The following is a 24,667-nucleotide window of genomic DNA, read 5'->3' on the forward strand; positions in this document are numbered from 1 at the left end:
TCGTTGATCACGATGCGGGGGTCTTCTCTATCTCGGTTTAGACCAAGAAGTTATCGGCTACCTAGCGAATACCAACGTTCCAGGTGCCCTGGAAGGAGTTAATCGCCAAGTAAACATCTTCGGAGGCGTCAAACTTCGCGGTGCCCTGGAACTCTGAGGTGCTGGATTCCAAGATGACATCGTTCGAGCGGGCCGCATCCATCACGCGCAGGTTCATTACCGGCCTGCGCTCGTAGCCAGCCTCCAAGGTACCCGAGCCGCCCGAGTAGATCACGGCGTAGGAGTTGAACGCGGCGCTGATCTTCTCACCCTTAGAAATCTTGGGTGCGGAGGAAGCATCGTAGACGCGAATAAGCCACTCGCCCTCACTATCGACATTCACCTTGCGGGTGGGGCTGGAAGTCTTCAAGTCCATCCACAGGGTGCCCGAGATTTTATCTTTGGTCAGCGCGGAGGTGTACAGAGCGAAGCTGGAAGTTTTATCGTCCCCCGTGCGTCCCTCCAAGGAGTGGCGCGAATTGGATTCTTTGGAGGGGGTGAACTCGTAGTAGACGATAGCCTTCGAATCGTTGCCCTTGGGCTTCTCGATATCGATGGTCTGCTTATCCTTGCCCTTGTACTCCTTGAAGTCGCCGCTGGGCAGTTTCGCCTCAACAGTCTTCAGCTCGGCGGGCGATGAGCTTGCCGAGCTCTCTGACGATGCCGAGGCTGCCGATGATGACTCGGCGGGGCTTTCCGATGCTGCTGCATTGGAAGATCCGCGCGGCAGGGTGAAAATCAGCACCAGAATGATAATAATCAACAGCGCCACAGCACCGGCAATTACGCTCCACCCGGCGGGAGTCGCAAAGAACGGGCGCTTCGGCTTCTCGGGCTGGTTGAAGGGAGTCTGACCGTTTGCATACGGCGAATCGCTGAACCCGGATGCTGCCGCCGCAGTGAACCCGTTGAGCGCATCCGAGGTGTTTGACTCGGAATATTGCTGATTCTGGTTCGACTGGTTCTGATTGTACGAACCCTGAGCAAAACCGCTGTTCTGAACGTTATTATTCTGAGCGTCGTTCTGCTGCTGGAACTGCTGCGACTGACCGGACTGGTACTGACCCTGCTGAGGCTGGTTCTGCTGCGACTGCGAGCCCTGGAATTGGCTGGGCTGACCCTGCCCCTGGAACTGGTTACCCTGCTGGCTCGAAGCATTCTGCACCGAGTGCTGCTGATTCTGCCCCGACTGAGAGCCCTGATCCTGTTGAGCGTTCTGACTCTGCGTATTTTGGCTCTGAGAACCCTGCTGCTGAGCCGAAGCGCTGGATGCGCCCGCCCCGGAGGAGGCCGCTGCACCCGCGCCCGCCGCGGCGCCTGCGACAGCACCAGCGGCGGCACCCGCACCAAAGCCCGAGCGTGACCGATCCTGCCCCTGCTGAGGCTGTTGTCCCTGGTACGACTGACCGGACTGAGAATATCCTGGCTGGGATTGTTCGGGCCGCACCTGACCGGATTGCTGCTGCTGAGACTGCGGCTGAGCGAACCCCTGCTGGCTCTGCTGCTCTCGACTCTGGGACTGCTGCGCCTGCGAACCCTGGTTCGGGGCACTCTGACCCTGGGTATCTCGGTTCTGAGTGCCCTGGCTTTGGGTGCCCTGGCTTCGCGGATCCTGGCTCTGAACGTTTTGCTCCTGGGCGTTCTGCCCTGCAAATCCCTGCTGCTCGGAGCCCTGCTGTTGCTGGTTGAAGTTCTGCTGGCGCTGTTTAGAATCCTGCTGGTGACGCTGGGCAAATTCTTGCTGGCGCTGGGTCTCGTAAGACTGCGGCTGCTGACCCTGTTGAGACTGTGCGGGCTGCTGCGGCTGAGACTGATTCTGCTCACGGAACTGGCTGAACTGCTGCTGCCCGGAACCCTGATTCTGCCAAGGCTGAGGAGCCTGCGCATCGAACCCGCGAGGCTGCTGCTGGTTCTGAGAACCCTGGGCTTGAGGCGCCCGATTCTGCTGAGCCTGACCGCCAAAGCCCTGCTGTGACTGTGCGCCCTGCTGAGACTGAGCACCAAAATTCTGCTGGGAATTCTGCGATGCAAATCCCTGCTGCTGATTCACGGGAGCCTGAGGCTGCCCCTCAAAACGCTGCTGCGTGGGAGGAACCTGGGAAGTGCCGCGCGGGGGAGTAGCCGGTCGGGAAGATGCCTGAGCCTCGGTACCACGCGAATCAGCCGAATCGCGCGCATCAGACAGGGTGCGTGCGTCCGTAGGCTCACCCTGAGACTGATCCGAAGACTGCTCGGGGCGTGACTCGCGTGAAGGAACCTGCTGCTGTGCGGATTCTGAAGATACAGGCTCCTGTCGTGCAGCCTCGGGTCGTTCGGCACCTGCTGCAGTGGCAGAACCTGCGGACCCCTGAGAATCCTGTGCGTCGCTGAGGGGCTCTCGCGCATCGTAAGAAACACCCGAACCCTGCGCGACTCCCGGCTGCTGTGCGCTTGCCTCCGGTGCGGACGGGGCGTTGTGGGTATCGCGAGCGGGCTCGCGAGTGGGCTCCGAAACCTGAGGCTTTGAAGCCTCGGCGGTGCCGCTCTGACGGTTCACGGGAGTCTCAGAAACGCTCTGCTCGGAACGCACCTGCGACTCGGCCGAAGAGCCTGCCGCTGCACCCGAACCGGATGCGCCCGCACGCTCACCTGCGGCTTCGCGTGGCTCGGAACTCCTGGACGCCGCATCCTGAGCGTGGGCAGACTCCGCCTGAGTCTTCTGCTCAGGGGTCTGCTGATGGGAAGTTTTCTGCTCGGCAAACTGTTCGGAAATAGTCGGCGCGGTACGCTGCTTCGGGGCGGAAGCCTGCGCAGACTCACCGCTCTGCTCAGAGCTTGACGATGGCGAGGGCTTCGCGCTGGAAGAACCCTCAGAAGAGCCCGATGCGGCAGATGAAGACTCCGCCGTCGAGGGTGCCTGCTCATTCTCAGGCTCGGGCTCCTCAATCCACAGCTGCCAACCTTCGGGAACAGGACCCCATGCGGGATCGGGCCGCCACGTCGGGGTAGGAGACCACCCGGCAGGCGGTTTGGGCCAATTTGGGGGCGGATTGAAGACGAGAGCCATCTGAACCTTCCTTCACTACTGGCGCCAAAAACACCCGGAAGCGTAGGCACGAGTAGCCTCAAATTTTAAACTACGGTAACCCTCAAATTATGGCATATTTCCCATAAAATATAAGCCCGAAAAGTTCATAGGCAGGTAAATTATTACACCGTAAGGCAACCTGCACAGATGGCCCCGGTGTGACATTCGGGGGAGGGTCCCCTCTATTATGGATACTATGAGCACTAATCACCAGCAGGAACCCGGACATCACGGTTCTGAGTTCATTCCAACAAACCAACCACCTGGCGCAGTCACTAATACCCAAAATATGCCCACGATGCTGAGCCCGCATCAGGCAGAAAGTTACGGGTACGGCGCTGAGTCTACCTTCGCCTCCGCTGAGTATTACAGGAGTAACCGCCTTACCCGTAAGGAACTTCTGGAACGCGCCAGCGAGCTGCCCTACCACCGGTTATCGCATGTGAACCCGCGTGCGCGTTGGTTCACCCCGGTTCTTGAGGGCTTGCTGATTGCCGGCATCTATTTTGTGCTCCTGCTGATTGTGAGCTTTGCGCTGCTGGCATTCGCCGTGATGCTGCGCGTCCCTTACGATTACCTGACCGATCTGCAGCGTATTTACGCGAACGTTTTTAAGACCCCGCTTGTTTTTATTGCGCTTCTTATTACCATCATTCCGGTGATTCCGGCGATTTTCATTGCGCGCCTGATTACCAACTTCAAACCCTTAGGGCTGATTCACTCCATTGCGGGCCGCATGCGGTGGTCCTATTTAGGTGTTTTCCTAGGCTTTGGGTTCCTCATTTTCGGTCTTTACTATGTAGGGTTCGCGACTCTGGATGGTTCTTTGACCACGCAGAACAGCGTGCATCCGCTGAATTCCGGCATGTTCTGGCTGTACATTGTGCTTATTCTGCTAATAGTTCCGTTCCAGTGCTACGCCGAGGAACTGCTCTTCCGCGGTTATCTCATGCAGACCGTGGGCCGATGGCTGAAGAACCCCGCTTGGGCAATTATTATTCCAGCGCCTATCTTTATGGTGCTTCATGGTTACGGACTGTGGGGTCTGCTTTCTGTGCTGACGATGGCTCTGATCGCCGGGTTCTTGTGCTGGTACACCGGCGGCCTTGAAGCCGGTATCGGTCTGCATATTGCGAATAATGTTTCGATTTTTATCTTTGGGCTGCTGGGTTTGGAGGATCCCTTTGGTGCGGTTCGTGAGGAACAGCCGCTTGACTTTGTGCAGGCCCTTATTCTGCAGCTTGCCTTCGCCGGGCTCGTGTACATGTACACCTACCGGCAAAAGAGGAAAGCCGCTCTGAACCAGGGGCAGGATGCGGCTGCCGCCTCCTCGGCTGAGGGTGCGTCAATGGGTGTGGAAGCGCCCGCTCCTTCCTCGGATGCGCCAGCCGCAGCACCGGCTTCGGGCGTTGCACACGCGGCTGTGCAGCCCGGTATGTCCGTGAAAAATGCTGCTGCTTCACCTGTTGCTGATACCTCTGCTTCTGCACCGCAAGGGTCGCAGGCGCCGGTACAATCACAACCTGTACAACCTGCTGCCTCTGCGGTGGTGAACGCCAAGCCCGCACAGGATAATGCTTCGGTAAAATCGGCGTCTCCGACTGCCCCCGCCAGCCCACAAACGGCTGAAGAGCATCGTGCGTCCGAGCGGAATATCGCGGAGAAACCGGCTGCACAGGCACCCGCCGCGAAGCCTGTGGAAGGCGCTCGTAAGAGCGAGCAGAATGATACGTCGGCCAAGGCTTCTGCCCCCGTACAGCCCGAGCGTTCGGCACCGGCTCACGGATCGGCGTCGGCTAATAAGCCTGCACCGATCGGTAAGCCTGCGCCAGCCAAGAAATCTGCGCCGACTCATGAGTCAGCCCAGTCCCAGAAACCGGCGCAAACTGCCCAACCGGCACAGGCTCATGAATCGACTCAGCCTCAAAAGCCGGTACACACTAACGAATCAGCCCAGGCTGAGCGTCCGACGACCGCGAATACTGCCGCCCGCGCGACCGGGAAAGAAGCGCAGACCGTCGATAAAACCGCGCAGTCTGCACAGGCGAGGACTATCGCCGACGAGCTCAAGCCTGCCGTGGTTGCCCCCGCAGCAGCGGAAAAGGCTCCGTCAGGCATAGATCTGGATGCGGCGCAGAAAGCGGCACGCGCCTCCGCGCAGAAGACTCAGCAGGGCTCGAATCGGGCCGATTCTTCGGTGCGTGCCTCCGGGGCACACGGGTCTGCATCGAATGCAGCCGCGCCGCAGAAGGAAGCCGCTAGCGCATCCGCCGCGCAGGCAGACGATACGAAGAACCCTTCCTCGAAGAACTACGCGCCGGATACCTCCACAATGAGCATTCCCGTGCAAAATGCCTTGTCAGCCTATGAGCGTGCCAAAGCTCAGGCCCTTGCTCAGCAGAAAGAAGCTGCCCGGCAGAAGGAAAGCGGGCAGGGCGCACCCGCTAAGAATGCGGCTGCGGACGGCTCGGCTGCAGTTTCGCAGACTTCGCGGGCTCAGCAGGAGGCATCCCAGAACACCTCAGAGGTTCCCTGGGCTACCGCTCCGATTCCGAAAATCTCGCCGGAAGCTGCACAATCGCATAAGCAGGGATCAACCGACGCTTCACCGTGGACCTCGGCGTTCCCCGTCATTCCCAAACCCAAGAAGTAGGCGCATAGTATGACCGTTGATGCCGTCAAAAATATCGAAGACCTCGCCCAGTTCGTCTGCGATTCGCCCGTCTCATATCTGGCGGCGCGAACCGTGGCGCGGCGTCTGCAGGCGGCGGGGTTTACCGAGCTGAACGAAACCGAGCCGTGGCAGAATGAGGCTGCCGTCGGCAGGCATTTCGTGATGCGTGACGGCGCGATCATCGCTTGGGCTGGTGGTCGGCGGGCACAGAAGGCGAGCGGTTACCGGGTGCTGGGTGCGCATACGGATTCGCCGTCGCTTAAGCTCAAGCCGAGTTCGTCGGTGACGGCGGCAGGATGGCATCAGATGGGCGTCGAAAATTACGGTGGCGCACTGCTTAATTCCTTTTTGGATCGTGAGCTGCGCGCTGCCGGGCGCCTGACGGTACTTCGGGAAGACGGCACCCTTCAGGATCGCTATGTGGTGACTGGGCCGTTGGCGCGTGTGCCGCAGCTTGCCCCTCATCTGGACCATAAACGTAATGAGCTGACCCTCGATAAACAGTTCAATATGTACCCCATTTGGGGCGTGGATGATACCGAGAACGATGTGCTCGCTTATTTGGCGCAGCAGACCATCGACGAGGGTGATCCGGTGGACCCGGAGCAGATCGTCGGTTACGATGTGCTCTTTGCGGATGCCCAGGAACCCCGCCGTTTCGGGCGAGACGGAGAGTTTTTCGCCTCGGGCAGGTTGGATAATCTCTCGTCGGTTCATGCCGGATTATGCGCCTTGGAACGCTATGTGGCCGAGAATGCTGACGAAGACTCGGCGCATACCGTGATGCTTGCGGGATTCGATCACGAAGAGATCGGTTCTGAAACCCGCAGCGGCGCCGCCGGTCCGTTCCTGGAGGATGTGCTGGTGCGGCTCTCGCAGGCTCGCGGGGAGAGCCAGGACGAGTACCGCCGCTCGCTCGCCGATTCGGTGTGCCTTTCGGCGGATGCCGGGCATCTGGTGAACCCGAACTACCAGGGACATCATGACCCGACGGTGCGCCCGCTTCCCGGTGCTGGCCCGCTGCTGAAGATCAACGCGAATCAGCGATATGCAACCGATGCGGTAGGTGCCGGTATTTTCGCGGCAGCGTGTAAGGCGGCGGGCGTTCCCTATCAAGAGTTCGTGTCGAATAACAATATGCCCTGCGGTTCCACGATCGGACCTATCACCGCCACCCGGTTGGGGATGCGCACCATTGATGTGGGGATTGGACTACTGTCGATGCACTCGATGCGCGAAATGTGCCACGTTCACGATATGGCATACCTGACCCGCGCGGTGGAAGGCTTCTATCGGTTGTAGTTGTCTCATCCTTTCCGTCCCTTCCGTGGGGTGATAAAAAGAGCCTTGACCGTGAATACAGAGGATATTTCCAATGCTTTATTCATGATCAAGCAGCTGGACAGGGGCTTTTAAAAGTCTTACAGCATGAGGGCAGACAGGCAAGAGCACCCTTAGCCACCCATTTGAAGAATTAAATCTATGCAAGAGCGCTTCGAAGTCTTAGAACCGTGCGCTTAATACGGCATTGAGGATTTCGGTTGCTTTGTCTCGTGTACTCTGGCGAACGTTCTTCAAGTTCAGGGCGTCTCGAACATGAACATTAAAGATTTCTGCAACTGCATCGTCGGATGAGTCCGCGAAAGCTTTCTGTGTGAGTTTGTCATAGCTCCAGAATTCATGCTCAATCGTAAAGCCAGATACCTCAGTTGGTAAATCATCAAGACCGGCAGAGAAACTATGTGCCACATAGGCAACCGTGATGACCCATTCGTCTTTTTCTTCTGAGAGTTCGGGATTGTCTATCTCGCGCAGTTCTAGGACCCGCGCGAGAGAAGCAAGGTGTGCATGGACATAGCCGGGAGTTACTTGACCGCCATGAGCTTCCAAAGCAAGAGACCTTTTTGCCCCGGCATTCAAAAATTCGAGATCACCCATTTTTTTCTTGCTAAGGTTGCTAGCGTTTACGCTATCGCCGATACCGCGGGCCGCCACGCCTTCCTTATCAAAAGCAAGTAAGGCAAGAGCATCAACGAGACGCTGCTCAATGACGCCTTGGGTGTACGTTTCACCGCTGTTCACTGCATCGCTGAAGGCGCGAGCAATTTGGGCGTCAAATTCTATCTCCAATTGAGGGAAATCATCAGGCACATCTTCTAGCTGAATGAAATACAGAATCCAAGAGCGGATAACTCGGGAAACTTCTTTACGGGCACGGTAAGGAAGAGCATCAATCTTCTGAAGAAGATTAACCAATGCGTATGCACTGCTCTCGTTCCTGTTTTCCAGCCAAGCGTAGTTAATCTGGTGTACTGCCTTGGCTAAGTTCAGGAACGGGTTTTGAGTAGAAACATTAGGGTAAACCTCGCCGAAAAGGGTGTTAGCCGCCGCACCGCGAGGAGAAAACTCATAGAGATAGGTGACGGGGTGGTCGTATTTCTCCACAGCTAAAGTGGCCCAATGGAGAATCTGGATATATGGGTAGTAGCTGTTAGCACGGAGGTCTGGAGAACTTAGATTCGCTAGCTCCATGACAATGCTAAGTTCAGGCACCCAGAGTTGACACAATCTCTCGCAAATTTGGTAGCTCTCCGTAAGGCTAGCATCGGGGAAATTTTCTTCTCCAGCAGCCCGATCAAACTCGATGATTTGTTGAGCTTCAACTTTAGAAATTTTTGGCTCTAGTTTGAAAGCAGATGCAACTTTTGAGCTGGCGTCAGAAGGAATGTATTTAGACTCGGTAGAGGTCAGTACCCGCGCTACCTGAGAGCAAGACATCTCTTCGTCAACGAACATACTTGTGATGAAGAGTGACTGAGATAAGACACGGCGCATAGTTTGCAGCGAGAGGGAGCCCGCAATCGCTGTTTTTTCCGGCAGCAGTCCGTGAAGTAGTCCGAAATAGGCATCCGAGTTGAATCCGCTTCCCCGTTTGGAAACCTCAGTATCTTCGAGCAACAACCTTACGGCGTCTTTCAAAATGGAGTCAGGAACCCCTGATTCGTTCCACTCAGTAAAACTTGTCTCTAGCTGGTAGGCATAGTCTATTTCGCGCCCAGTAAGCCCATCGGGGATATTGCTGGCGAGCTTGTCAACACCTCGGGCGATCTCTTCATCAGTCAAAGGAAGCTGAAGTAGCTTCACGGTAGATTCAATACGTCGGTGTAGAAGGTCATCTATTGATTCCACAGTGAACCTGCCCTTGATCCGTGCTCTTTCCAGAGGTTTCCAATAAAGGCGAACATTTCCTTTTCGCTCATGCCAAGAGCTTCAAGCCATACCATGAGTTCGCCAAACGATAGCTTCCTCTCCCCCGATTCCACACGCGAAATAAGAGCTTGGTCTACACCAAGTTCCGTTGCAAGTGCTGACTGAGATAGACCAGAACGCACTCGATAGGGTTTCAGAGATTCGTATAAAGAGGCGTTCAGTCTATTACTTCGATACAAAGAAGAGGACACGAAATCAGGCTAACAGTTTGCTTCTGGAACCCCAGAACCGTAGTATTGAGCTATGCAGAAATCTCATAGCACCTCCTCAAATCCCCGCATTGTTTCCCTTTACTCGGGAGCAGGGGGTATGGATATAGGTTTCGCGCAAGCAGGGTTCGATATTGCTTTTGCCAACGATATTGACCCATTTGCCATTGCTACTCATAAGAAAACCCACCTGTCTAAAGATCCTAAGTGGGCTGAAGCGGCGAAAAATCTAGCTAACTGCGAGTCAGTGGTGGGAGATGTACGCGATTTCAATCATCTTTTCTACGAAGGCATGAGTGACCTGGTAATTGGTGGTCCACCGTGCCAGGGCTTTTCTGTAGCCGGACGAATGGACCCCGAAGACCCTCGCTCTAAGCACGTCTTCGACTATTTAGCGATTGTGGGGAAGATTCGTCCTAAGGCTTTTGTCATGGAAAATGTGGCTGCTCTAGCTCAGAATAAGCGTTGGGCAGATGTCATCGAAAACCTCCAAGAGCACGCCTCTACCGATTACAAGACCCAGCTAGTCGTGCTCAATGCTTCGCACTGGGGTGTTCCTCAAAAACGCGAGAGAATGTTCCTTATCGGACTCACCCAAGATGCTCCAGACGTGGACTTTTCCGCTAAACCAACCGAGTCCTCTCTGCCTACGGTTCGTGATACCTTCTCAACACTCCCGGCTTGGGGCGAAGAGGGTAACGATTCACTATGTACCGCAAAAATTACCCCTGCAAAGAACCCCATACTCCGTAAATCAGCCTACGCCGGAATGCTTTTCAATGGGCAGGGGCGCCCCATGAATCTTGATATGCCTGCTCCAACCCTTCCGGCAAGTATGGGCGGCAACCGTACACCCATCGTGGATCAGGCTAATCTTGAGAACCCTTCAGTTTCTCCGTGGATTGAGGGCTATCATCATCAGTTATTTGTAGAGAATCAAGCACCGATTACCGCTGTGCCCGATGAAGCCCGCCTGAGAAGAATCACCGTGCAAGAGGCTGCCGCCCTTCAGACCTTCCCGAGGGATATGCAATGGTCAGGTACTCAGTCTGTTCAGTTCCGACAGATTGGTAACGCTGTACCTCCCCGCCTTGCTTTAGCTGTAGCCGAAGCTGTGAAAAAGTCAGTCTTCTCGTCTTAGAGGATGTTCTTCTGCCCTACATGCCTCAGGGTTTTTCTCGCATATGCACTTGTAAGCAATCTTCACCTCACCAGCTGCCTTAACCCAACGCTCTTCTTCTTTCTTCCGAGCGTATTGCTTCTTCTTTTTCCTGTTTGGTGAAAGCTCTGCCCTCATCCCACATTCCCTTTTCTTCTGAAACCTTATTCTCTGATTTTAGGTCTGCTTAAGCGGACTTCGCTAACGCTCAGACTCTTTTATCTTTGCTTCTCTCCTTGTGCCTCTGAACTTAACCTCGCGGCTCAGGCTGGGAGTGAGGTGAGAGAGGGAGAGAAGCGGATGCCCTTGTACTTTCCAAACGAATACAAAGGTGTATTTGAATGAAAAGCACAAGGGGCATCAGCAATGACTACAGACCGGTCGGTCGGCTCGGTCGGTCGATTGGCGAAGCATAAGAAGCACAAACGGCTCGCTCTTCGCATAGATGGCGAGAGACTCTAATCTCTCGCGCGGACGGCATACGCCTTGTGATCTGGCGGTGTTGTTGATGTGTAGGTCATAGACACGCCGGTTAGACATATCTCTTACACAAAGAATGTGAAGTGAACACGCGCTGTAGGAGTCGGTCGCCCTTCTATTCCGATGATTGCTCGCTCCGGTGAAGCTCCCTGCCACAAGGCACGACGTGGTACCCCACATGCGCTTACATTCGGTTCAGCGCATCTGCAACGCTGGGGTATGTGCTCTACAGCCTACAGGAATAAGTGAAACAAAAGAAAACAAATTTCGAATATTTCGTATATGGATTGATTACTTTTATCGCAGAAATAGTGCCTGTGCCTCCGAGCAGACCCTGAGCATGGAGAATGTTCACATTATGTTAGTCCCTGCGAGCAAGGGCCCACAGTGCGGATGCGCATCCCAGAAGGCCCCAAAAACCGACGACTATTACGTCTAGGATCTGTATCTGGCCGATGTCGAAGAGGGCGGCTCGCACAAGGTTTGCCGCAGGCACGAACGGCAGGAGCTGCTGAACGTGCACGTACCAGTCGGGCAGCCGCTCGGGCGGGTAGTTAATCGGCGCAAACAGCAAAACCATGAAGGTAATCGACTGCGTCACGATAGTCAGAAGTGACGCTGGAACCCAGTACGCAAGCATAAACCCTAACACCGCCATAACAACTTGAAGCGCGAACACAACGGCAATAGCGCCGATATTCAGGTTCACATCAAAACCAAATTTGAGCTTCGCGGCTACACCGCCCGCAATAATGCCGGGTAGAGCGAGAACCGCCCAAACGAGTACATCCGCCGCCAGAATCGCCAGGCGCGGCACCGGAAGGGACCGCTGATAGTCGAACATACCGTTCGTCTTAGCGGCAGCAATAAATTGCGGAGCTATTACACACCCCATAGAAATGAAGTTCACCGTTACCGCGCCGGATGCCAGATATTCTGCAGAATTCCGGTCAAGATGCGGCATGAAGACCGAGATGCCGTAAAGAAGTGCAAAGGCTAAAAGGACCTGCACCACCGCAAAAAGCGGCGCGTTGATGGCGTTACGAATTAGCGACCAGCGGATCAGCTCGACCGTGGCGCGTACCGTCGAAATTCGTGAGGGCACGAGGGTGCTAGTCATGATTAATCATCTCCTCATAGTTATCGGCCAAAGATGCCGAGCCTATGCGGTAGCTTTCGACGCATCCCGCACGAATTCCTGAAAGCACATGGGGCAAGGCCAGCTCAAGCGCATCGGTACTCAGGGTTACGGTAAACTCCCGAGGGATGGAAGAATCGCCTTCTATGCGCTTTTCGATATATTCCGTATTTGGCATATTTACTAGTGGAGATGATGTTTCTACATCTAGCACGCTGCGAAGTTCTTGAAGGAACTCCGGGGTTGCCGTGATCGAGAGCGTACTTTTTGCTTCCGCTAAACCCAGCGCGCTTGTCGGTTCATCACGAACTAGCCGCCCCTTATTAAACAGCAGGTACCTATCGGCATGGCGCTCTACCTCCAGAAGGTTGTGGGTCACGATCAGCACCGCGGCACCCTGTTCGGCGCGCCTTCGCAGCATCCTCCACAGCAGCTCGCGGCGTACCGGATCAACATCGTTCGTGGGCTCGTCGAAGAGATAGATGGGAGCGGGCGCGGTGACCGCCATACCGAATGAGGTCAAGCGCTTGATCCCGCCCGAGAGCTTATGCCCCGGCCTATCCGCCCAATCCCCTAAATCGAGAGTATCGAGAGTTTCCTGAACCGCCCGTTGTGCCTGCTTCGACTTCAACCCACGAATACGAACCGCCGTCGCAATCGCCTGGCGCGGGGTCACTCCCTCCAGGGACGATGCGACCTGCGGCATGATCGCGCATATCTGCCGGGCTTGCGCCGGGTGGGCAATGAGGTCGGTGCCGTCGTACATGATGCTCCCCGCATCCGGCCTGGTCAGCCCCACAATTTGGTTAAGAAACGTCGTTTTCCCAGCACCGTTGTGACCGATCAGCGCCGTTACCTCCCCGGGTATAAGCCGCACACTAATATCGTCATTCGCACGGGTTTTGCCGAATGACTTGCTCAGCCCCGTGACGATAAGACCGCCTTGCGTTTTCGCGGCGGATACACCCTTGGGTAAGGCGGAACCAGAGATACCTGCCATAGGTGCTTCAACCTGCCTTATGCTCTTGTCGTGAACACCGAATATGCAATAGCGTATCCCCGTTTTTTCGGCGTACCCGTGACATTCGTCAGGGATGCAGGCTAGGGCATCCTCGCGTCAAAAAATTCGACCTTGAAACCGGTTCGGCAATCCATGACATTTAACATAGGCGCCTTCCGTTCGCCGGTGTATGCTCAAAGAGCCTCATTTATGAGGGATACAGTGTCCGGCAGCGAGTACCAACGGAGCGAGCATGACAACGACGCGCACACCGCATGTCTCTCAGCATGATACGGATACGCCGGAGAACCGCCGCTTTCAGCCAGGTAGCGCAGATGCCCCATTCTTCGATAAAACGGGTATTGTGCGGACCCTCGTTTGGGGAAACTGTCTCAACATTTCCTCCAGCAGTTTTATGATTATTGGTCTTAGCGGATCAGCTGAAGCTGAACTCGTCAAGAACAACATGGGCCTGTGCACACTGTTGTATCAGACATGTGCAGTGCTGTTCTTCGCCGCCAATACAATGCCGCAGCTGATACCCGTGAAAAACACGATACTACGTACTGCGCTGTGGTGCGTGCTAGTGACGGCGCCTATTGGCTTCGTCGCCACCTTTCTATACCCGCAGGGCAGCGCGGGGATTCTCTATAGCATATCCCCCATGTGGGCGGCACTGTGGCTGATGAATGTGCACGTACCCTTCAAACTGGGGGTAAAAACAACCGTTGCAATCGCCGTAGTCTTCACCACTAACTACTTTGTTGGCGTGGTGGGGCAGGGGTATCTCGACGATTCGCCAACCATCCCGTTCCCCGCTCTAGCGGGGGATAAAGCTCTTAACGGGTTCTTTCTCTTCGATATTTGTACCACGTTCTACGTTGTCGCTTACTTCGTGGGGCGCAGCATGCACAAGAGCCGGGAACACAAGGCTATTGAGAAAGAACTCGATATCCTCAGCAAACGTGAACGCATCGCCCGCGATGTGCACGATGTTTTGGGGCATTCCCTCACGATCGTGAACCTCAAGGCCGAGCTGGCCGCAAAACTCGTGGAAACCAACGCCCCCGCCGCGCAGGAGCAGATGCGGCAGGTTGCCCAGCTCTCCCGCCAAGCCCTCGCGGAGGTGCATTCCACCGTCACCCGTTTACGCGTTCCCGACCTTGAAGGTGAGATTCTGGCATCCTCGCGCGCCCTGGAAACCGCCGGAATACAGGCGAACCTGCCCGATGCGACAACCGCCGCGAACATTGCGGGTATGAACTCTTCCCTGTTCAGTTGGGCGCTGCGCGAGACCGTTACCAATATCGTGAGGCACTCTCACGCCACCTACGCCACCGTGCGGCTGAACTCCACCGGGTTAGAGGTTACCGACAACGGCATAGGAATTGGTGATGCCCCGTGTAAGAGCGGACTCACCGGTCTGTGCACCCGCATCGAAGACGCAGGCGGCACCCTCACGCTCGGGAACGCGCCCGAACACTGGCTGCAGCAGGCGCCTGTTGCAGGTGCGGGGGATGGGTGCCGCATCCGCATCAGCATGGACGAGAAGACCGACGAGATTATGGGGTAGCCGTGTCGCTGAGAATACTTCTTGCCGACGATCAGCAGATGATTCGTGAAGCGCTTGCCATGATTCTCGATCTTGAAATTGATCTTGAGGTGGTCAAGCAGGTGGGCCGCGGTGATGAGGTGCTGCCTGCCGTGCGTGAAACCCGCCCGGATGTGGCGCTTCTTGATATTGAAATGCCCGGCGCCACCGGTATTGAGACAGCCGCCGAACTTGCCCGTTCGGGCCTGACATCGCAGGCGGGCGCGCCGGTTCGTTCGCTTATTCTGACGACTTTTCGCCGTCCCGGGTATTTACGCCGCGCCCTTGAGGCAGGGGCGAGCGGGTTTGTGGTGAAAGACGGCACGGCATCGCAGTTGGCGCAGGCGGTTCGCCGTACCGCGGCGGGGCTGCGTGTGGTCGATTCGGTGCTGGCTGAGGAGGCAAAATGGCAGGGTTTTTCGCCGCTGACCGGGCGTGAGACTGAGGTTCTTCGCGCCGCCGAGACTGCTGGGAGCGTCAAAGAAATTGCGGGGATGCTCGGATTGTCTTCGGGAACGGTACGCAACCACCTCTCGGCGGCCATGGCGAAGATCGACGCCATTAACCGGCATGAGGCGGTGCGCATCGCCCGCGACAACGGGTGGCTTTAGTCGCGCCCTCTCGCCCGTAAGTCGTATATTTTCCTGCATATCGTACGTTTTAACCCTACGAATATGCAGGAAAGTGTACGATATATACCGTTATACCGTGCCTAGGTGCACACATACCGACAACACATTCTCCCGCCGCATCAGACAGTGGGAGAGAAAGAGAACTCGGTGAAATACCTCAAACCATATTTTGTATTTTGTGTTCGCGTCACGACTTTAGCCTGGCGAGTCTCACCTCCGAAAAACCTTAGCGTACTGGCCGCCGTCATGATCTCTGCGCTCGCTCTGATCGCCTGCCCCATTCTGCTGGGTTATGGTGTTCAGCGCACCCTTGAAAATCCCGAAGTTTGGCGTCAAAACCTTGCCGTCCTCGTAATTCTTTACGGTATTCTGTGGCTCATCGGGCAGAGCTTTCGGTATCTTTTCTACCCTGCCTACGGGTTCATCGAGCAGAAAATGCAATCGCGCCATATGGCGGATGCGCTCATCACCAGCATCGGTGCCGACCCGCGCGCACGCGCTATGCTAGGCGCCTCCGAAATTGCGTATGCCGTCGATGCGCAGGCCGCTTCCATTCGCGAAACCCTCGCCACCTTGTACCTCTCAATTCTGCCCGCCGGGGTTGGTTGTATCGCCGGTGCTGTCTCAATTCTGGTGATGGGTGGCGTGCCGGAGCTAGGCATATTTTGCGGGTTTGTAGCCCTATATCTGGCTGGAAGCATGCCGCTGATTGCGCGTCATCAGAAGTTTCAAGGCGAATTCTTTGACGGCTCAATGCGCAGTTTCGGCACCCTGGAAAACACGCTCCGCCTGTGGCGTGAAAGCAGAATCCTTGGGGCAGCTCCCTTTCTGCGTGACCGATACGCCCAAGGCCGCCTGCCTGTAGAAGCAAAAGCTCTCACAAGTTACCGTTACACCATGTTGTTACACACCTGGCAGGGTGGGATGCTGGCTCTATGCCTACTCGCAATAGTGCTCAAAACCGTATTATTTGGTGACGGGTCTCCGGCGCAGATTACGGGTACTGCGGTGGCACTCATCGGAGTGTGCGCGGCGGCAATTGGCCCGCTCCAAGCCGTCGGCTTTGGCGTATCGACCATCGCGGTTTCGGCGGAGCGTTACCGGCAGGCGCACCATAAAATAGCCACTCCTGCTACTGAGAATTCGGGGTATCTCATCGACTATGTCATAACCACAGGTGAGCTTTCCCTCCGCGTGGATGCACGCAACCTAAGTGAAGCACCCTATGGTGTATATACGGTGAAGCCGGGTCGCCCATGTTGGGTGCGTGGCGCATCCGGCGCGGGAAAAAGTTTGCTTTTAGAACGGCTTCTTGGGGTGCGTGCGACGACTAACCCCGCTTATGTGTCGATGAGCGCGCCGCAAGGCACTCTTCGGTTCGTCTACTTGCCGCAGGAAGCTGGGCTGCTGGTTGGTACCGCGCATGAGAATGTAGCGTTTGGGCGCGACATTCCGGTGCATATATGCGACCGGTACCTGCAGGCGGTGGGGCTAAGCGAATTTACCTCTAGTGGTGCTCGATGTCATGACACCGTCGCGGGTGAGAACGGCAGCGTGTCCGGGGGAGAGGGCAGGCGCATCGCCTTGGCGCGTACTTTGGCGGCGGCCGAAACCTTGAATGAGCAGAAAGCCCTGAGCCCCGCGACCGTCATGGTTCTCGATGAACCGACCGCCGGGCTGGATGCGCCTACCCGCGCCCGAGTCTGGGAACTGATTGAGCGAGCGGCCCATACCGCAATCGTGCTGGTGAGCACCCACGATGAGGATGCGCCCGCCCGGCAGGACGATACCGTGATCGAACTCTAATGCGGGGCGAACCCTAAGAACGAGAAAGTTTTACCTGTAAAACATACGGTAAAGTTGAATCAACCCTTTTCACCGGGGTAAGAGCACACGGCACGCATTATGAAATTTACCCCCGTGATGACTCTTAGGGTGGAGACGGCTGGAGCACCGCAGATTCCGAGCGCGCGAGGCACCAAATCTGTGTGCGGAAGGCGCGCAAGCGCAGTAGGAATGCTGTTCTACGAGATAGTAGAAACGGCTCAAGCGATCCTCATCAACTACATTCTGATTGATGGATCGGCTCAAGCCGTTTCACATATCGTAGGCGTTATCTCAACCTGTATTAGGAACCTGAGGTAACGACCCTGCTCACTGGAGGGGCTTGGTAGCGGGAACTACTGAGCCCTTCCGTTCATGAGCGTTTGCATCATGAAATATGCTTTTAGTCTAGCACACCGCCTACTGGCTGCCGAGGGCTGTTCTTCCGCAAGAGAACCTTAGGTACAGCTTTTGTCTGGAAAGCACAACAGCTTCTGCAACCGCCTCGAAAAATACAGCTGTGCGGTAAGCTATCCCAACGCATCCCCAGAAATCCCTTAAAAGGGATAACTAGTTTTGCCGCTTATCTCAACCTATCGGGACTTATCTTAAAAATCCCGATAACGCCCGATAGGTTCCGATAACTATTGTTCTCCCTCCCCGTAAAAAAGAGCCTTTATGTAAATAAAGCGGTGAAAAATACTCTTTATTCACATAAAGGCTCTTTTTTATACCAGGGGAGAGGCAGGAGGGAGCCTACCGAATTAGCGAGAGCAGTTCCTCGTGCACGGTGGTATCGCCCGTGACTTCCGGGTGGAAAGAAATGCCGATAATGTTCCCGGCGCGCACACCTACAATTTTGCCCTCATGATGCGCCACCACCTGCACGCCTTCACCGGTGCGGGTCACAATCGGCGCGCGAATAAACGCCGTATCGATCACGACTTCCTCACCTGAGGGTGTAAGCCACGGCAGATGAACCTGCGCCGAATCGACCTGTGAGCCGAAGGCGTTACGCCCAACCGAAACATCCAAAACACCGAGCGACTGCTGCCCCGGAGCCGGATCGTCAATCACAGTCGAGAGCATAATCAGCCCGGCACAGGTTCCCAGGGTCGGCAAGCCCCCCGAAATCGCCTCAATCAACGGCTGACGCAGCCCAAAAATACGGGTCAGCCTGTCAATTGTGGAAGATTCGCCACCGGGCAGAACCAGCGCATCCAGGTTCGCCAGCTGTTCGGCACTTTTGACGAGCACCACCTGCGCCCCCAGGGATTCGAGCATGCGCGCGTGTTCGGCGACACCGCCCTGCAGCGCCAAAACACCCACGGTTTTGCCCACACCGGGCAGGGCAGCCGGGGGAAGAACCTCAGTCTCGCTCATGAGCCTATCTTTCTGCAACACGAGGTTGCGCACAGTGTAGAACGTTGAGTTGCGGGCTGCGTTTGAGAGCACCAAACTCACCCGAGCGGATAACGTATCTGAACAGAGTCGGGGGCGAAGCCCGCATCGAGCTTCACCCCCTGCATGCCTTGGCCGGGCGCTCGCCTGATCCGAAATATACCGATTGGCGAGCGCGCATCCGCCACGTGGTCGGTCTATACTTACCAGCCGCGCTCCGCCAGGCGATGCGGCGCGGGCAGATCGGCAACGTTGATGCCGACCATGGCCTCGCCCAAACCGCGTGATGCATCCGCCAGCTTTTCGGGGTCGTTGTAGAACGCGGTCGCCTTCACGATGGCCTTGGCACGTGCCTCGGGGTTGCCGGATTTGAAGATGCCGGAGCCGACGAATACGCCGTCCGCGCCCAGTTGCATCATCATGGCTGCGTCGGCGGGGGTTGCCACGCCACCGGCGGTAAACATGACCACGGGCAGCTTACCGGTCTTCGCAACTTCGAGCACCAGATCGTAGGGGGCGGCAAGTTCTTTCGCCTTCACGTACAGCTCGTCGGGCATGGTGTTGTACAGGCCCTGCAGCTCGGCGATCTGGCGCTTAATGGTGCGGATATGCTTGGTCGCCTCCGAGACGTCACCGGTGCCAGCCTCACCCTTCGAACGGATCATGGCCGCACCCTCGGCGATACGGCGCAGCGCCTCGCCCAGGTTGGTGGCGCCGCATACGAACGGCACCGTGAACTGGTGCTTGTCAATGTGGTTCACGTAATCGGCGGGGGAGAGCACCTCTGACTCATCGATGTAATCCACCTTGAGGCTTTCAAGAATTTGCGCCTCAACAAAATGCCCGATGCGCGCCTTCGCCATCACGGGAATCGAGACGGCGTTGATGATGCCCTCAATCATATCGGGGTCGGACATGCGGGCCACACCGCCCTGCGCACGAATATCGGCGGGTACGCGCTCAAGCGCCATGACGGCGACGGCACCAGCATCTTCGGCGATCTTGGCCTGTTCGGGGGTGACGACGTCCATAATAACGCCGCCCTTGAGCATGTCGGCAAGCCCGCGCTTCACGAGCGGGGAGCCGGTTACTGGGGAATTAGTCTGTTCAGTCATGCCCCCATTTTCTCACGTTTGGTGCATGTATGCTCGCCCCGTGACGGATTTTCTGCCGCAGGGCGCGCATCTTTGTGTCTGCGTGACACGAATCGTCATATTTCGTGATGCTCACGGCGTTATACAGCCTCGTAAGCCGACTCCTATAGAACAGATAACTAGACCGCTCGGTGTGCACCCCTGCACGGGGTATCTTATATTCGCGCGTCTTTTGCATTTAGAACCACAGTACCGCGAAAAGAGTACAGTTCAGTATGAAAGCCGTATTTTTACCCCGTGATATGTTGGAATACGCACGCCTTCACAGGTGTTATTCTGGCGCTGTTTATTTCTCTTCAATCTCCAACACACATCAAGGAACGTCACCGTGCTTGAAGTCATTATTGCCCTGTCGCTGGCGATTCTTCTGGGTAATATCCTTGCCCATAAAATACGAATAACCCCCGCCATTATGCTCATTTTCATGGGGCTTGTGCTGGCGCTCATCCCCGTTCACGCCATGCACGAGGTGCGCGAGGCCGGGCTGCCCCCGCACGTGATTCTCGAAATCTTCCTGCCCGTGATGCTGTTCTGGGAGACCCGAAACACCTCCTGGCGTGAGGTGCGCGCCCGTCTGCGCGGCATTCTGCTCTCGGGCACGGTGCTCGTAATTTTCACGGCGTTCGTTATCGCCTGGGTGCTTCACACATTTATGGGCGTCTACCTGTGGCATGTGGCGCTGATTATCGGCGTGGCGCTCGCCCCCACCGATGCCGTGGCCGTGGCAACGCTCAACGGCAAACTCCCCAAATCTTCCATCACCACCCTTAAAGCGGAAGCACTCATTAACGACGGCACCACCCTAGTTCTTTTCGCACTCGCCCTGCAGCTTGCGGGTGGTCATGAACTGGCCCTGGGGACCGCATCCGGAATGTTCTTCTTCTCGTTCCTGATCGGAAGTCTCGTTGGCCTGGCCGTCGGATGGGGTGCGAATAAGCTGCGTGCGCACATCGGCAACCCCATGAACTTCAGCGTGTTCATGTTTACCGTGCCGTTTATTGCTTTCTTCCTGGCTGAAGAGATCGAGCCTTTTGAGGGCATGAAAGGTTCCGGAGTGGTGGCTGTGGTGGTCGCCGCTTTCTACCTGACCTATCGCGGACCGGATACCATCAAACCCCAAAACCGTTTCTACGGTCTGCCCATCTGGTCGTTTGTCTCCTATGTCATGAACGGTGCGCTCTTCGTGCTCGTGGGTGTTCAGCTGCCCAGCGCCACTGCGCCTGTGGATGATGTTCTTCGTGAATACAACTATGCGTGGGCTTTGACGTTCGCCGTGATTGTGGTGGCATGGCTTGTTTCCATTGCGGCGCGTTTTATTTTCCTGCACGTCACGATTGGTATTATTCGTGCCCTTGACCGTTCAGAAAAGCAGAAGCAGCTGCGCACAACTTTCCGTGGCCGTGTAGTGAGTACCTTTGCGGGACTGCGCGGCGGTGTTTCCCTCGCGGTGGCTCTCTCCGTGCCGACTGATGTTCCCGCGCGTGACTTTATTATCTTTATTGTTGCGGGCGTGGTTCTGCTGTCGATGGTGGTTCAGGGGATGCTCCTGCCGCTCGTTATTAGGTGGGCGAAAATTCCGGTTGATACCACCGAAGAAGATGAGATCAATGAAGCAGTGCGCACGATAATTGCCGAGTCCTTCGACTCTGTGGCTGAGATTGGCCAGGAAATTGGTGCACCACAGTGGATTATCGACCGCATTGCCGATGAACAGATGTACAACGCGAGTATGTACCGCAACCTGCACGCCGTTCGTAAACACGGTGCGAACGCGCCGGAAGAAGCCCGCCGCATTATTGAAGCGAGCGACCTTGAGAAAGAGCTGCGTCTGCGGCATTTGGAGAAGCAACGCAGCGTGCTCAAGCGCCTGCGTAATGAGCGCACAATCGACACGAATGTGCTCCACGCGATTCAGGAAATCCTGGATATTGAGGAGGCTCGCGTGCTCGGCCCGGTTGAGCTGGAGTAGCCCCGAACGGCTCCAGAAGTGCTAAACCCCGGGTGTATTCTATATTCCGTATATGGAATATTAAGGATGCTCCCGGGGGTTTATGCGGAATTTTAGGGTGCTGCACGGTATTCTGGTACACGTGAGCACGAAACCCTCGGCATCGACCCCGCCCCCGAGCGGAAAAGTTCCGCGCGCTGTTGGTACCGCGCAAGGGCGCGCATCGTTAATGCTGCACGCGCTGATATACCTTATCTTTGGGATTATCACCGTTTTTGTGCAGACCCCTGATAATGTCTTCACCAAAATACTTTTGGGCCTCTGGATGCTCGCACTCGGCACCTCACATGCGCTCACGGCCCGCAGGATGCACTACGGACCCGCGACAAGCGCATCGCTCAGTTCGGCGGCGCTCGTGCAGGCGGCATCCGGGGCTTTGCTCGTGATAATACCGGATACCCTTGCTCTTATTATTCTGGTGGTATGCGCCGGTTCGGGCCTGCCGGGACTGATTAAGCTGCTCTTGGGGATGCGCTACCGTAGTGCGGTGGCTGTGTGGCGCGACTGGGTGCTGGAAGGGGGCGTGCTTCTTGCAATTGCTTTGATTCTGCCGTTTGTGGGGGAGATCGGGGCGAAAGCGACCCTGGGAGTTCCCGGCGGCGGGGCGCTGATTATCGGCGTTTTTCTGCTGGTGGGTTCTCTGGGACCGAGCGAGAAAGCGGGCGCTGACCGAACAAAACCCTAGTTCACAATCGCCCAGGTTTTAGAGGTGTACTGCAACGGCGCGTACACTGGTTAGACACACACACAAGAGGAGGAACGAGTGGCTGAAGAACGCCCCCGCGGATTTAAAGCGCAGGTGAAAGGTCCCCTGCTGGTTGCCGCTGCTCTGGCTGTAGCGGCTTTCTTCGCCGTATTTATTTTTGCAACCGGCGGCACCCGCAACCACCCCAACCTTGTGTTGGCCTTAGGTGTGGCGGGCGCGGTTTTTGTGGTCACCCTCGTAGTGTGTGCAACCCTGATCTTAGCGGAACGCCCGAACGACCCTTCGCTGGGGCAGGGTACGGGTATCAATAAATCCTCGGCAAAGCTTTACGAGCAGGCGAAGGCCAAGCGTGAGGCGGCGGAGCGTGAAAAAGCCCGTGCTGAGAGGAATTCACAGACGGCTGGAACCAAAGAGACAACAGCTGGGAATAACGCTGAGCCCCCTAAGACGACTGACAGCTAATCGGCGCGCTGGGGCGGTATGCTAAGCTGGTTCTATCTTTATGAGTTATACGCCTTATGGCGAGAGGAGCTGGTAGCGCTAACTGCCAACTCCTCTCTGCGGGTAGAACAATTACCTTAGGCTCTTGGTGCTTTATGCGCATCAAGAGCCTTTTTATGTCGTGTGTGGGGCCGCAAGAAAACTATTTTGTGTGGGAAAGAGTCGCTTTTCGAGCGCCCATCATCGCGCGCTGTACTCCGAGGATGGAGGCAATCACCAGCACGAAGCCAAGCATCGAAAGCGGCGTCATGCTTTGCCCCAAGAAAATCCAGCCGAGAATAAACGCGGTCACCGGGCTGAGCGGTCCTAGGGACGCAATGACCGCGGGCGGCAGTTTCGAGAGCCCATGAAAATACAGGCAGTAGGCGAGCGCTGTGCCCACCAGGCAGAGGAAGGCGTATCCGCCGATATTTGCGGCGGTGAGCGGTGGCAGCGGTTCCTCGGTCAGTAGGGCGATGGGTAGCAGGAATATTCCGCCCACGAGCAGCTGCCATCCTGTCATGGCGAGAGTCGAGAGAGACGATGTGCCCATGGAGGTGAAGAAAATACCGCACGCCATGGCGACAGCCCCGGTGAGTGCCGCGAGAATGCCGATCACATCGAAGGTGGTGCTGGGGGATGCGACCAGCAGAATAATGCCGATAATGCCCATAAGTGCGGCCAGCCACGCCGATGCGGGAGTCGCTTTCTTGGCAACCGTTCGGGTGAGGACGAGGACGAAAATAGTTTGTGTTGAGCTGAGAATCGCCGCCAGTCCGCCGGGCAGGCGGTATGCAGAGACGAACAGCATCGCCTGAAATAGGCCGATATTGAGGATGCCGAGAAGAATAATTCGGCCCAGCTCTTTCTTGTGCGGGAACTCTCGGGTGATGAGCAGTAGCAGCAACCCTGCTGGCAGCACACGGATCAGCGCGGCGGTGAAGGGGCGGTTGGGCGGCAGAAATTCGGAGGTGATGAGGTAGGTTGATCCCCAAACCATGGGGACGAACGCCGTGATGATCAGCAGAGGAAGACGGTTTTTCATAGTTCTTCGCAGTCGGATAGATGCCTTGAGTTCAAGATAAATCCTAATCACTTTTTGTCTTGAAAGCAAGATAAAATAGTAGTGAGTCGATTTTAGGAGGAATATGTCGAGCGCCCGTTCCCGCAGTAACCGCCCCGATGCCGTGGATATTATTATCGATCAGTGGAAACGTGAACTCCCCGAGTTGGCTTCTGAACATATGGCTCTGATCGGGCGTCTTAAGCGATGCTCCATCCTACTCGCGCCGCGTCTTGACGAGGTTTTTGCTGCCTATGATCTCAGTAATGGCGCCTTTGACGTGCTGGCGACGTTACGCCGCGCGGGTGCGCCCTATATTCTGACCCCGACCGAGCTTTTTGCATCGCTCATGGTTACTTCAGGCACTATGACAACCCGCCTGCAGAATGTGCAGAAGCGGGGGTGGGTTGAGCGCATCCCCAACCCGGACGATGCCCGCAGTATGCTCGTGAAGCTAACGGGCGCCGGGCGCGAACTGGTGGAAAAAGTCGTCTTCGAACACGTGGACAATGAGCGGCGTATTCTGGAAAAGCTGCCTGCTGAGACGCGCCGTCAGCTGGATGCGGGCCTCGCCGAGCTGATGCGGGTGCTGGAAAACGCGAAGAAGAGCTGAAGGAAAAGCTGGCATAAACAGATATATGACGCCTTATCAGTGAGGATTTACGCGGGTTCCTTACAGAAGAACAGTCTTCGACCGATATTGTGCGTGCCGAAGGAACTATGGATCCAAATATTGGTCCAGACGTCGCTGTTGAGCGTGCCTGCGCCGAGC

19 protein-coding genes are annotated in these 24,667 nt (G+C 56.3%); 11 read left to right on the top strand and 8 right to left on the bottom strand.

The features are described from left to right. Positions 1-61: 61 nt before the first annotated feature. Positions 62-3,085, bottom strand: a complete 3,024-nt coding sequence (locus HMPREF3164_RS07015) for a hypothetical protein (RefSeq protein ID WP_070449933.1) — start codon at positions 3,083-3,085, stop codon at positions 62-64. A 217-nt stretch (positions 3,086-3,302) separates the two neighbouring features. Here HMPREF3164_RS07015 and HMPREF3164_RS07020 point away from each other — a divergent pair, with 217 nt between their 5' ends. Both HMPREF3164_RS07020 and HMPREF3164_RS07025 read left to right on the top strand, forming a co-directional pair. After that, entirely contained in the window at positions 3,303-5,759 is a 2,457-nt protein-coding gene (locus HMPREF3164_RS07020) for a CPBP family glutamic-type intramembrane protease (RefSeq protein ID WP_246822637.1), read from the top strand. Between the two features lie 9 nt (positions 5,760-5,768). Next, positions 5,769-7,082, top strand: coding sequence for a M18 family aminopeptidase (locus HMPREF3164_RS07025; protein WP_070449939.1), 1,314 nt, complete (start codon positions 5,769-5,771; stop codon positions 7,080-7,082). 201 nt (positions 7,083-7,283) lie between these two features. Here HMPREF3164_RS07025 and HMPREF3164_RS07030 read toward each other — a convergent pair whose 3' ends face one another. After that, positions 7,284-8,924, bottom strand: a complete 1,641-nt coding sequence (locus HMPREF3164_RS07030; RefSeq protein WP_141744113.1) for a hypothetical protein — start codon at positions 8,922-8,924, stop codon at positions 7,284-7,286. A 32-nt stretch (positions 8,925-8,956) separates the two neighbouring features. After that, a complete protein-coding gene (locus HMPREF3164_RS11555) occupies positions 8,957-9,241 on the bottom strand; it encodes a helix-turn-helix domain-containing protein (protein WP_083297358.1) in 285 nt (94 codons plus the stop codon). Between the two features lie 52 nt (positions 9,242-9,293). On the opposite strand from HMPREF3164_RS11555, the gene HMPREF3164_RS07035 reads away from it, so the two are divergent. After that, positions 9,294-10,400: a DNA cytosine methyltransferase gene (locus HMPREF3164_RS07035; protein WP_070449944.1), complete on the top strand. Its 1,107-nt coding sequence runs from the start codon at positions 9,294-9,296 to the stop codon at positions 10,398-10,400. Between the two features lie 859 nt (positions 10,401-11,259). On the opposite strand, the gene HMPREF3164_RS07040 is transcribed toward HMPREF3164_RS07035, so the two are convergent. Continuing rightward, on the bottom strand, positions 11,260-12,018 hold the full coding sequence (locus tag HMPREF3164_RS07040) for an ABC transporter permease (protein ID WP_070449947.1): 759 nt from the start codon (positions 12,016-12,018) through the stop codon (positions 11,260-11,262). Next, on the bottom strand, positions 12,011-13,036 hold the full coding sequence (locus HMPREF3164_RS07045; RefSeq protein ID WP_070449950.1) for an ABC transporter ATP-binding protein: 1,026 nt from the start codon (positions 13,034-13,036) through the stop codon (positions 12,011-12,013). The genes HMPREF3164_RS07040 and HMPREF3164_RS07045 overlap by 8 nt, the downstream gene beginning before the upstream one ends. A gap of 253 nt (positions 13,037-13,289) precedes the next feature. On the opposite strand from HMPREF3164_RS07045, the gene HMPREF3164_RS07050 reads away from it, so the two are divergent. The 4 genes from HMPREF3164_RS07050 to HMPREF3164_RS11375 all read left to right on the top strand — a co-directional run bounded on the left by HMPREF3164_RS07050 (position 13,290) and on the right by HMPREF3164_RS11375 (position 17,404). Beyond that, positions 13,290-14,609 carry a sensor histidine kinase gene (locus HMPREF3164_RS07050; RefSeq protein ID WP_070449953.1) on the top strand — a complete coding sequence of 440 codons (1,320 nt, stop codon included), beginning with the start codon at positions 13,290-13,292 and terminating at the stop codon, positions 14,607-14,609. Positions 14,610-14,611: 2 nt separating this feature from the next. Beyond that, positions 14,612-15,238 carry a response regulator transcription factor gene (locus tag HMPREF3164_RS07055; protein ID WP_083297359.1) on the top strand — a complete coding sequence of 209 codons (627 nt, stop codon included), beginning with the start codon at positions 14,612-14,614 and terminating at the stop codon, positions 15,236-15,238. Between the two features lie 168 nt (positions 15,239-15,406). Beyond that, positions 15,407-17,065, top strand: coding sequence for an ATP-binding cassette domain-containing protein (locus tag HMPREF3164_RS07060; protein ID WP_070449956.1), 1,659 nt, complete (start codon positions 15,407-15,409; stop codon positions 17,063-17,065). Between the two features lie 99 nt (positions 17,066-17,164). Further along, positions 17,165-17,404 (top strand): hypothetical protein, encoded by a 240-nt coding sequence (locus HMPREF3164_RS11375; RefSeq protein WP_070449959.1) that lies wholly within the window; start codon positions 17,165-17,167, stop codon positions 17,402-17,404. Between the two features lie 435 nt (positions 17,405-17,839). Here HMPREF3164_RS11375 and pdxT read toward each other — a convergent pair whose 3' ends face one another. Together pdxT and pdxS are read right to left on the bottom strand one after the other, a co-directional pair. Continuing rightward, positions 17,840-18,466: a pyridoxal 5'-phosphate synthase glutaminase subunit PdxT gene (gene pdxT, locus HMPREF3164_RS07070; protein WP_070450036.1), complete on the bottom strand. Its 627-nt coding sequence runs from the start codon at positions 18,464-18,466 to the stop codon at positions 17,840-17,842. Positions 18,467-18,687: 221 nt separating this feature from the next. Next, entirely contained in the window at positions 18,688-19,599 is a 912-nt protein-coding gene (gene pdxS / locus HMPREF3164_RS07075) for a pyridoxal 5'-phosphate synthase lyase subunit PdxS (protein ID WP_004006448.1), read from the bottom strand. A 367-nt stretch (positions 19,600-19,966) separates the two neighbouring features. Here pdxS and HMPREF3164_RS07080 point away from each other — a divergent pair, with 367 nt between their 5' ends. The 3 genes from HMPREF3164_RS07080 to HMPREF3164_RS07090 all read left to right on the top strand — a co-directional run bounded on the left by HMPREF3164_RS07080 (position 19,967) and on the right by HMPREF3164_RS07090 (position 22,814). Beyond that, positions 19,967-21,607 (top strand): Na+/H+ antiporter, encoded by a 1,641-nt coding sequence (locus HMPREF3164_RS07080; RefSeq protein ID WP_070449962.1) that lies wholly within the window; start codon positions 19,967-19,969, stop codon positions 21,605-21,607. Between the two features lie 121 nt (positions 21,608-21,728). After that, the gene (locus tag HMPREF3164_RS07085) at positions 21,729-22,331 is read left to right on the top strand and encodes a hypothetical protein (protein WP_239664715.1); all 603 of its coding nucleotides are present in this window, start codon (positions 21,729-21,731) and stop codon (positions 22,329-22,331) included. A 78-nt stretch (positions 22,332-22,409) separates the two neighbouring features. Continuing rightward, the gene (locus tag HMPREF3164_RS07090) at positions 22,410-22,814 is read left to right on the top strand and encodes a hypothetical protein (RefSeq protein ID WP_048752420.1); all 405 of its coding nucleotides are present in this window, start codon (positions 22,410-22,412) and stop codon (positions 22,812-22,814) included. A 181-nt stretch (positions 22,815-22,995) separates the two neighbouring features. Here HMPREF3164_RS07090 and HMPREF3164_RS07095 read toward each other — a convergent pair whose 3' ends face one another. Then, a complete protein-coding gene (locus HMPREF3164_RS07095; RefSeq protein WP_048754620.1) occupies positions 22,996-23,877 on the bottom strand; it encodes an EamA family transporter in 882 nt (293 codons plus the stop codon). 103 nt (positions 23,878-23,980) lie between these two features. On the opposite strand from HMPREF3164_RS07095, the gene HMPREF3164_RS07100 reads away from it, so the two are divergent. After that, positions 23,981-24,508, top strand: a complete 528-nt coding sequence (locus HMPREF3164_RS07100) for a MarR family winged helix-turn-helix transcriptional regulator (RefSeq protein ID WP_048754619.1) — start codon at positions 23,981-23,983, stop codon at positions 24,506-24,508. Positions 24,509-24,667 lie beyond the last annotated feature (159 nt).

Source organism: Rothia sp. HMSC08A08 (genome assembly GCF_001808385.1).
Classification (GTDB): domain Bacteria; phylum Actinomycetota; class Actinomycetes; order Actinomycetales; family Micrococcaceae; genus Rothia; species Rothia dentocariosa.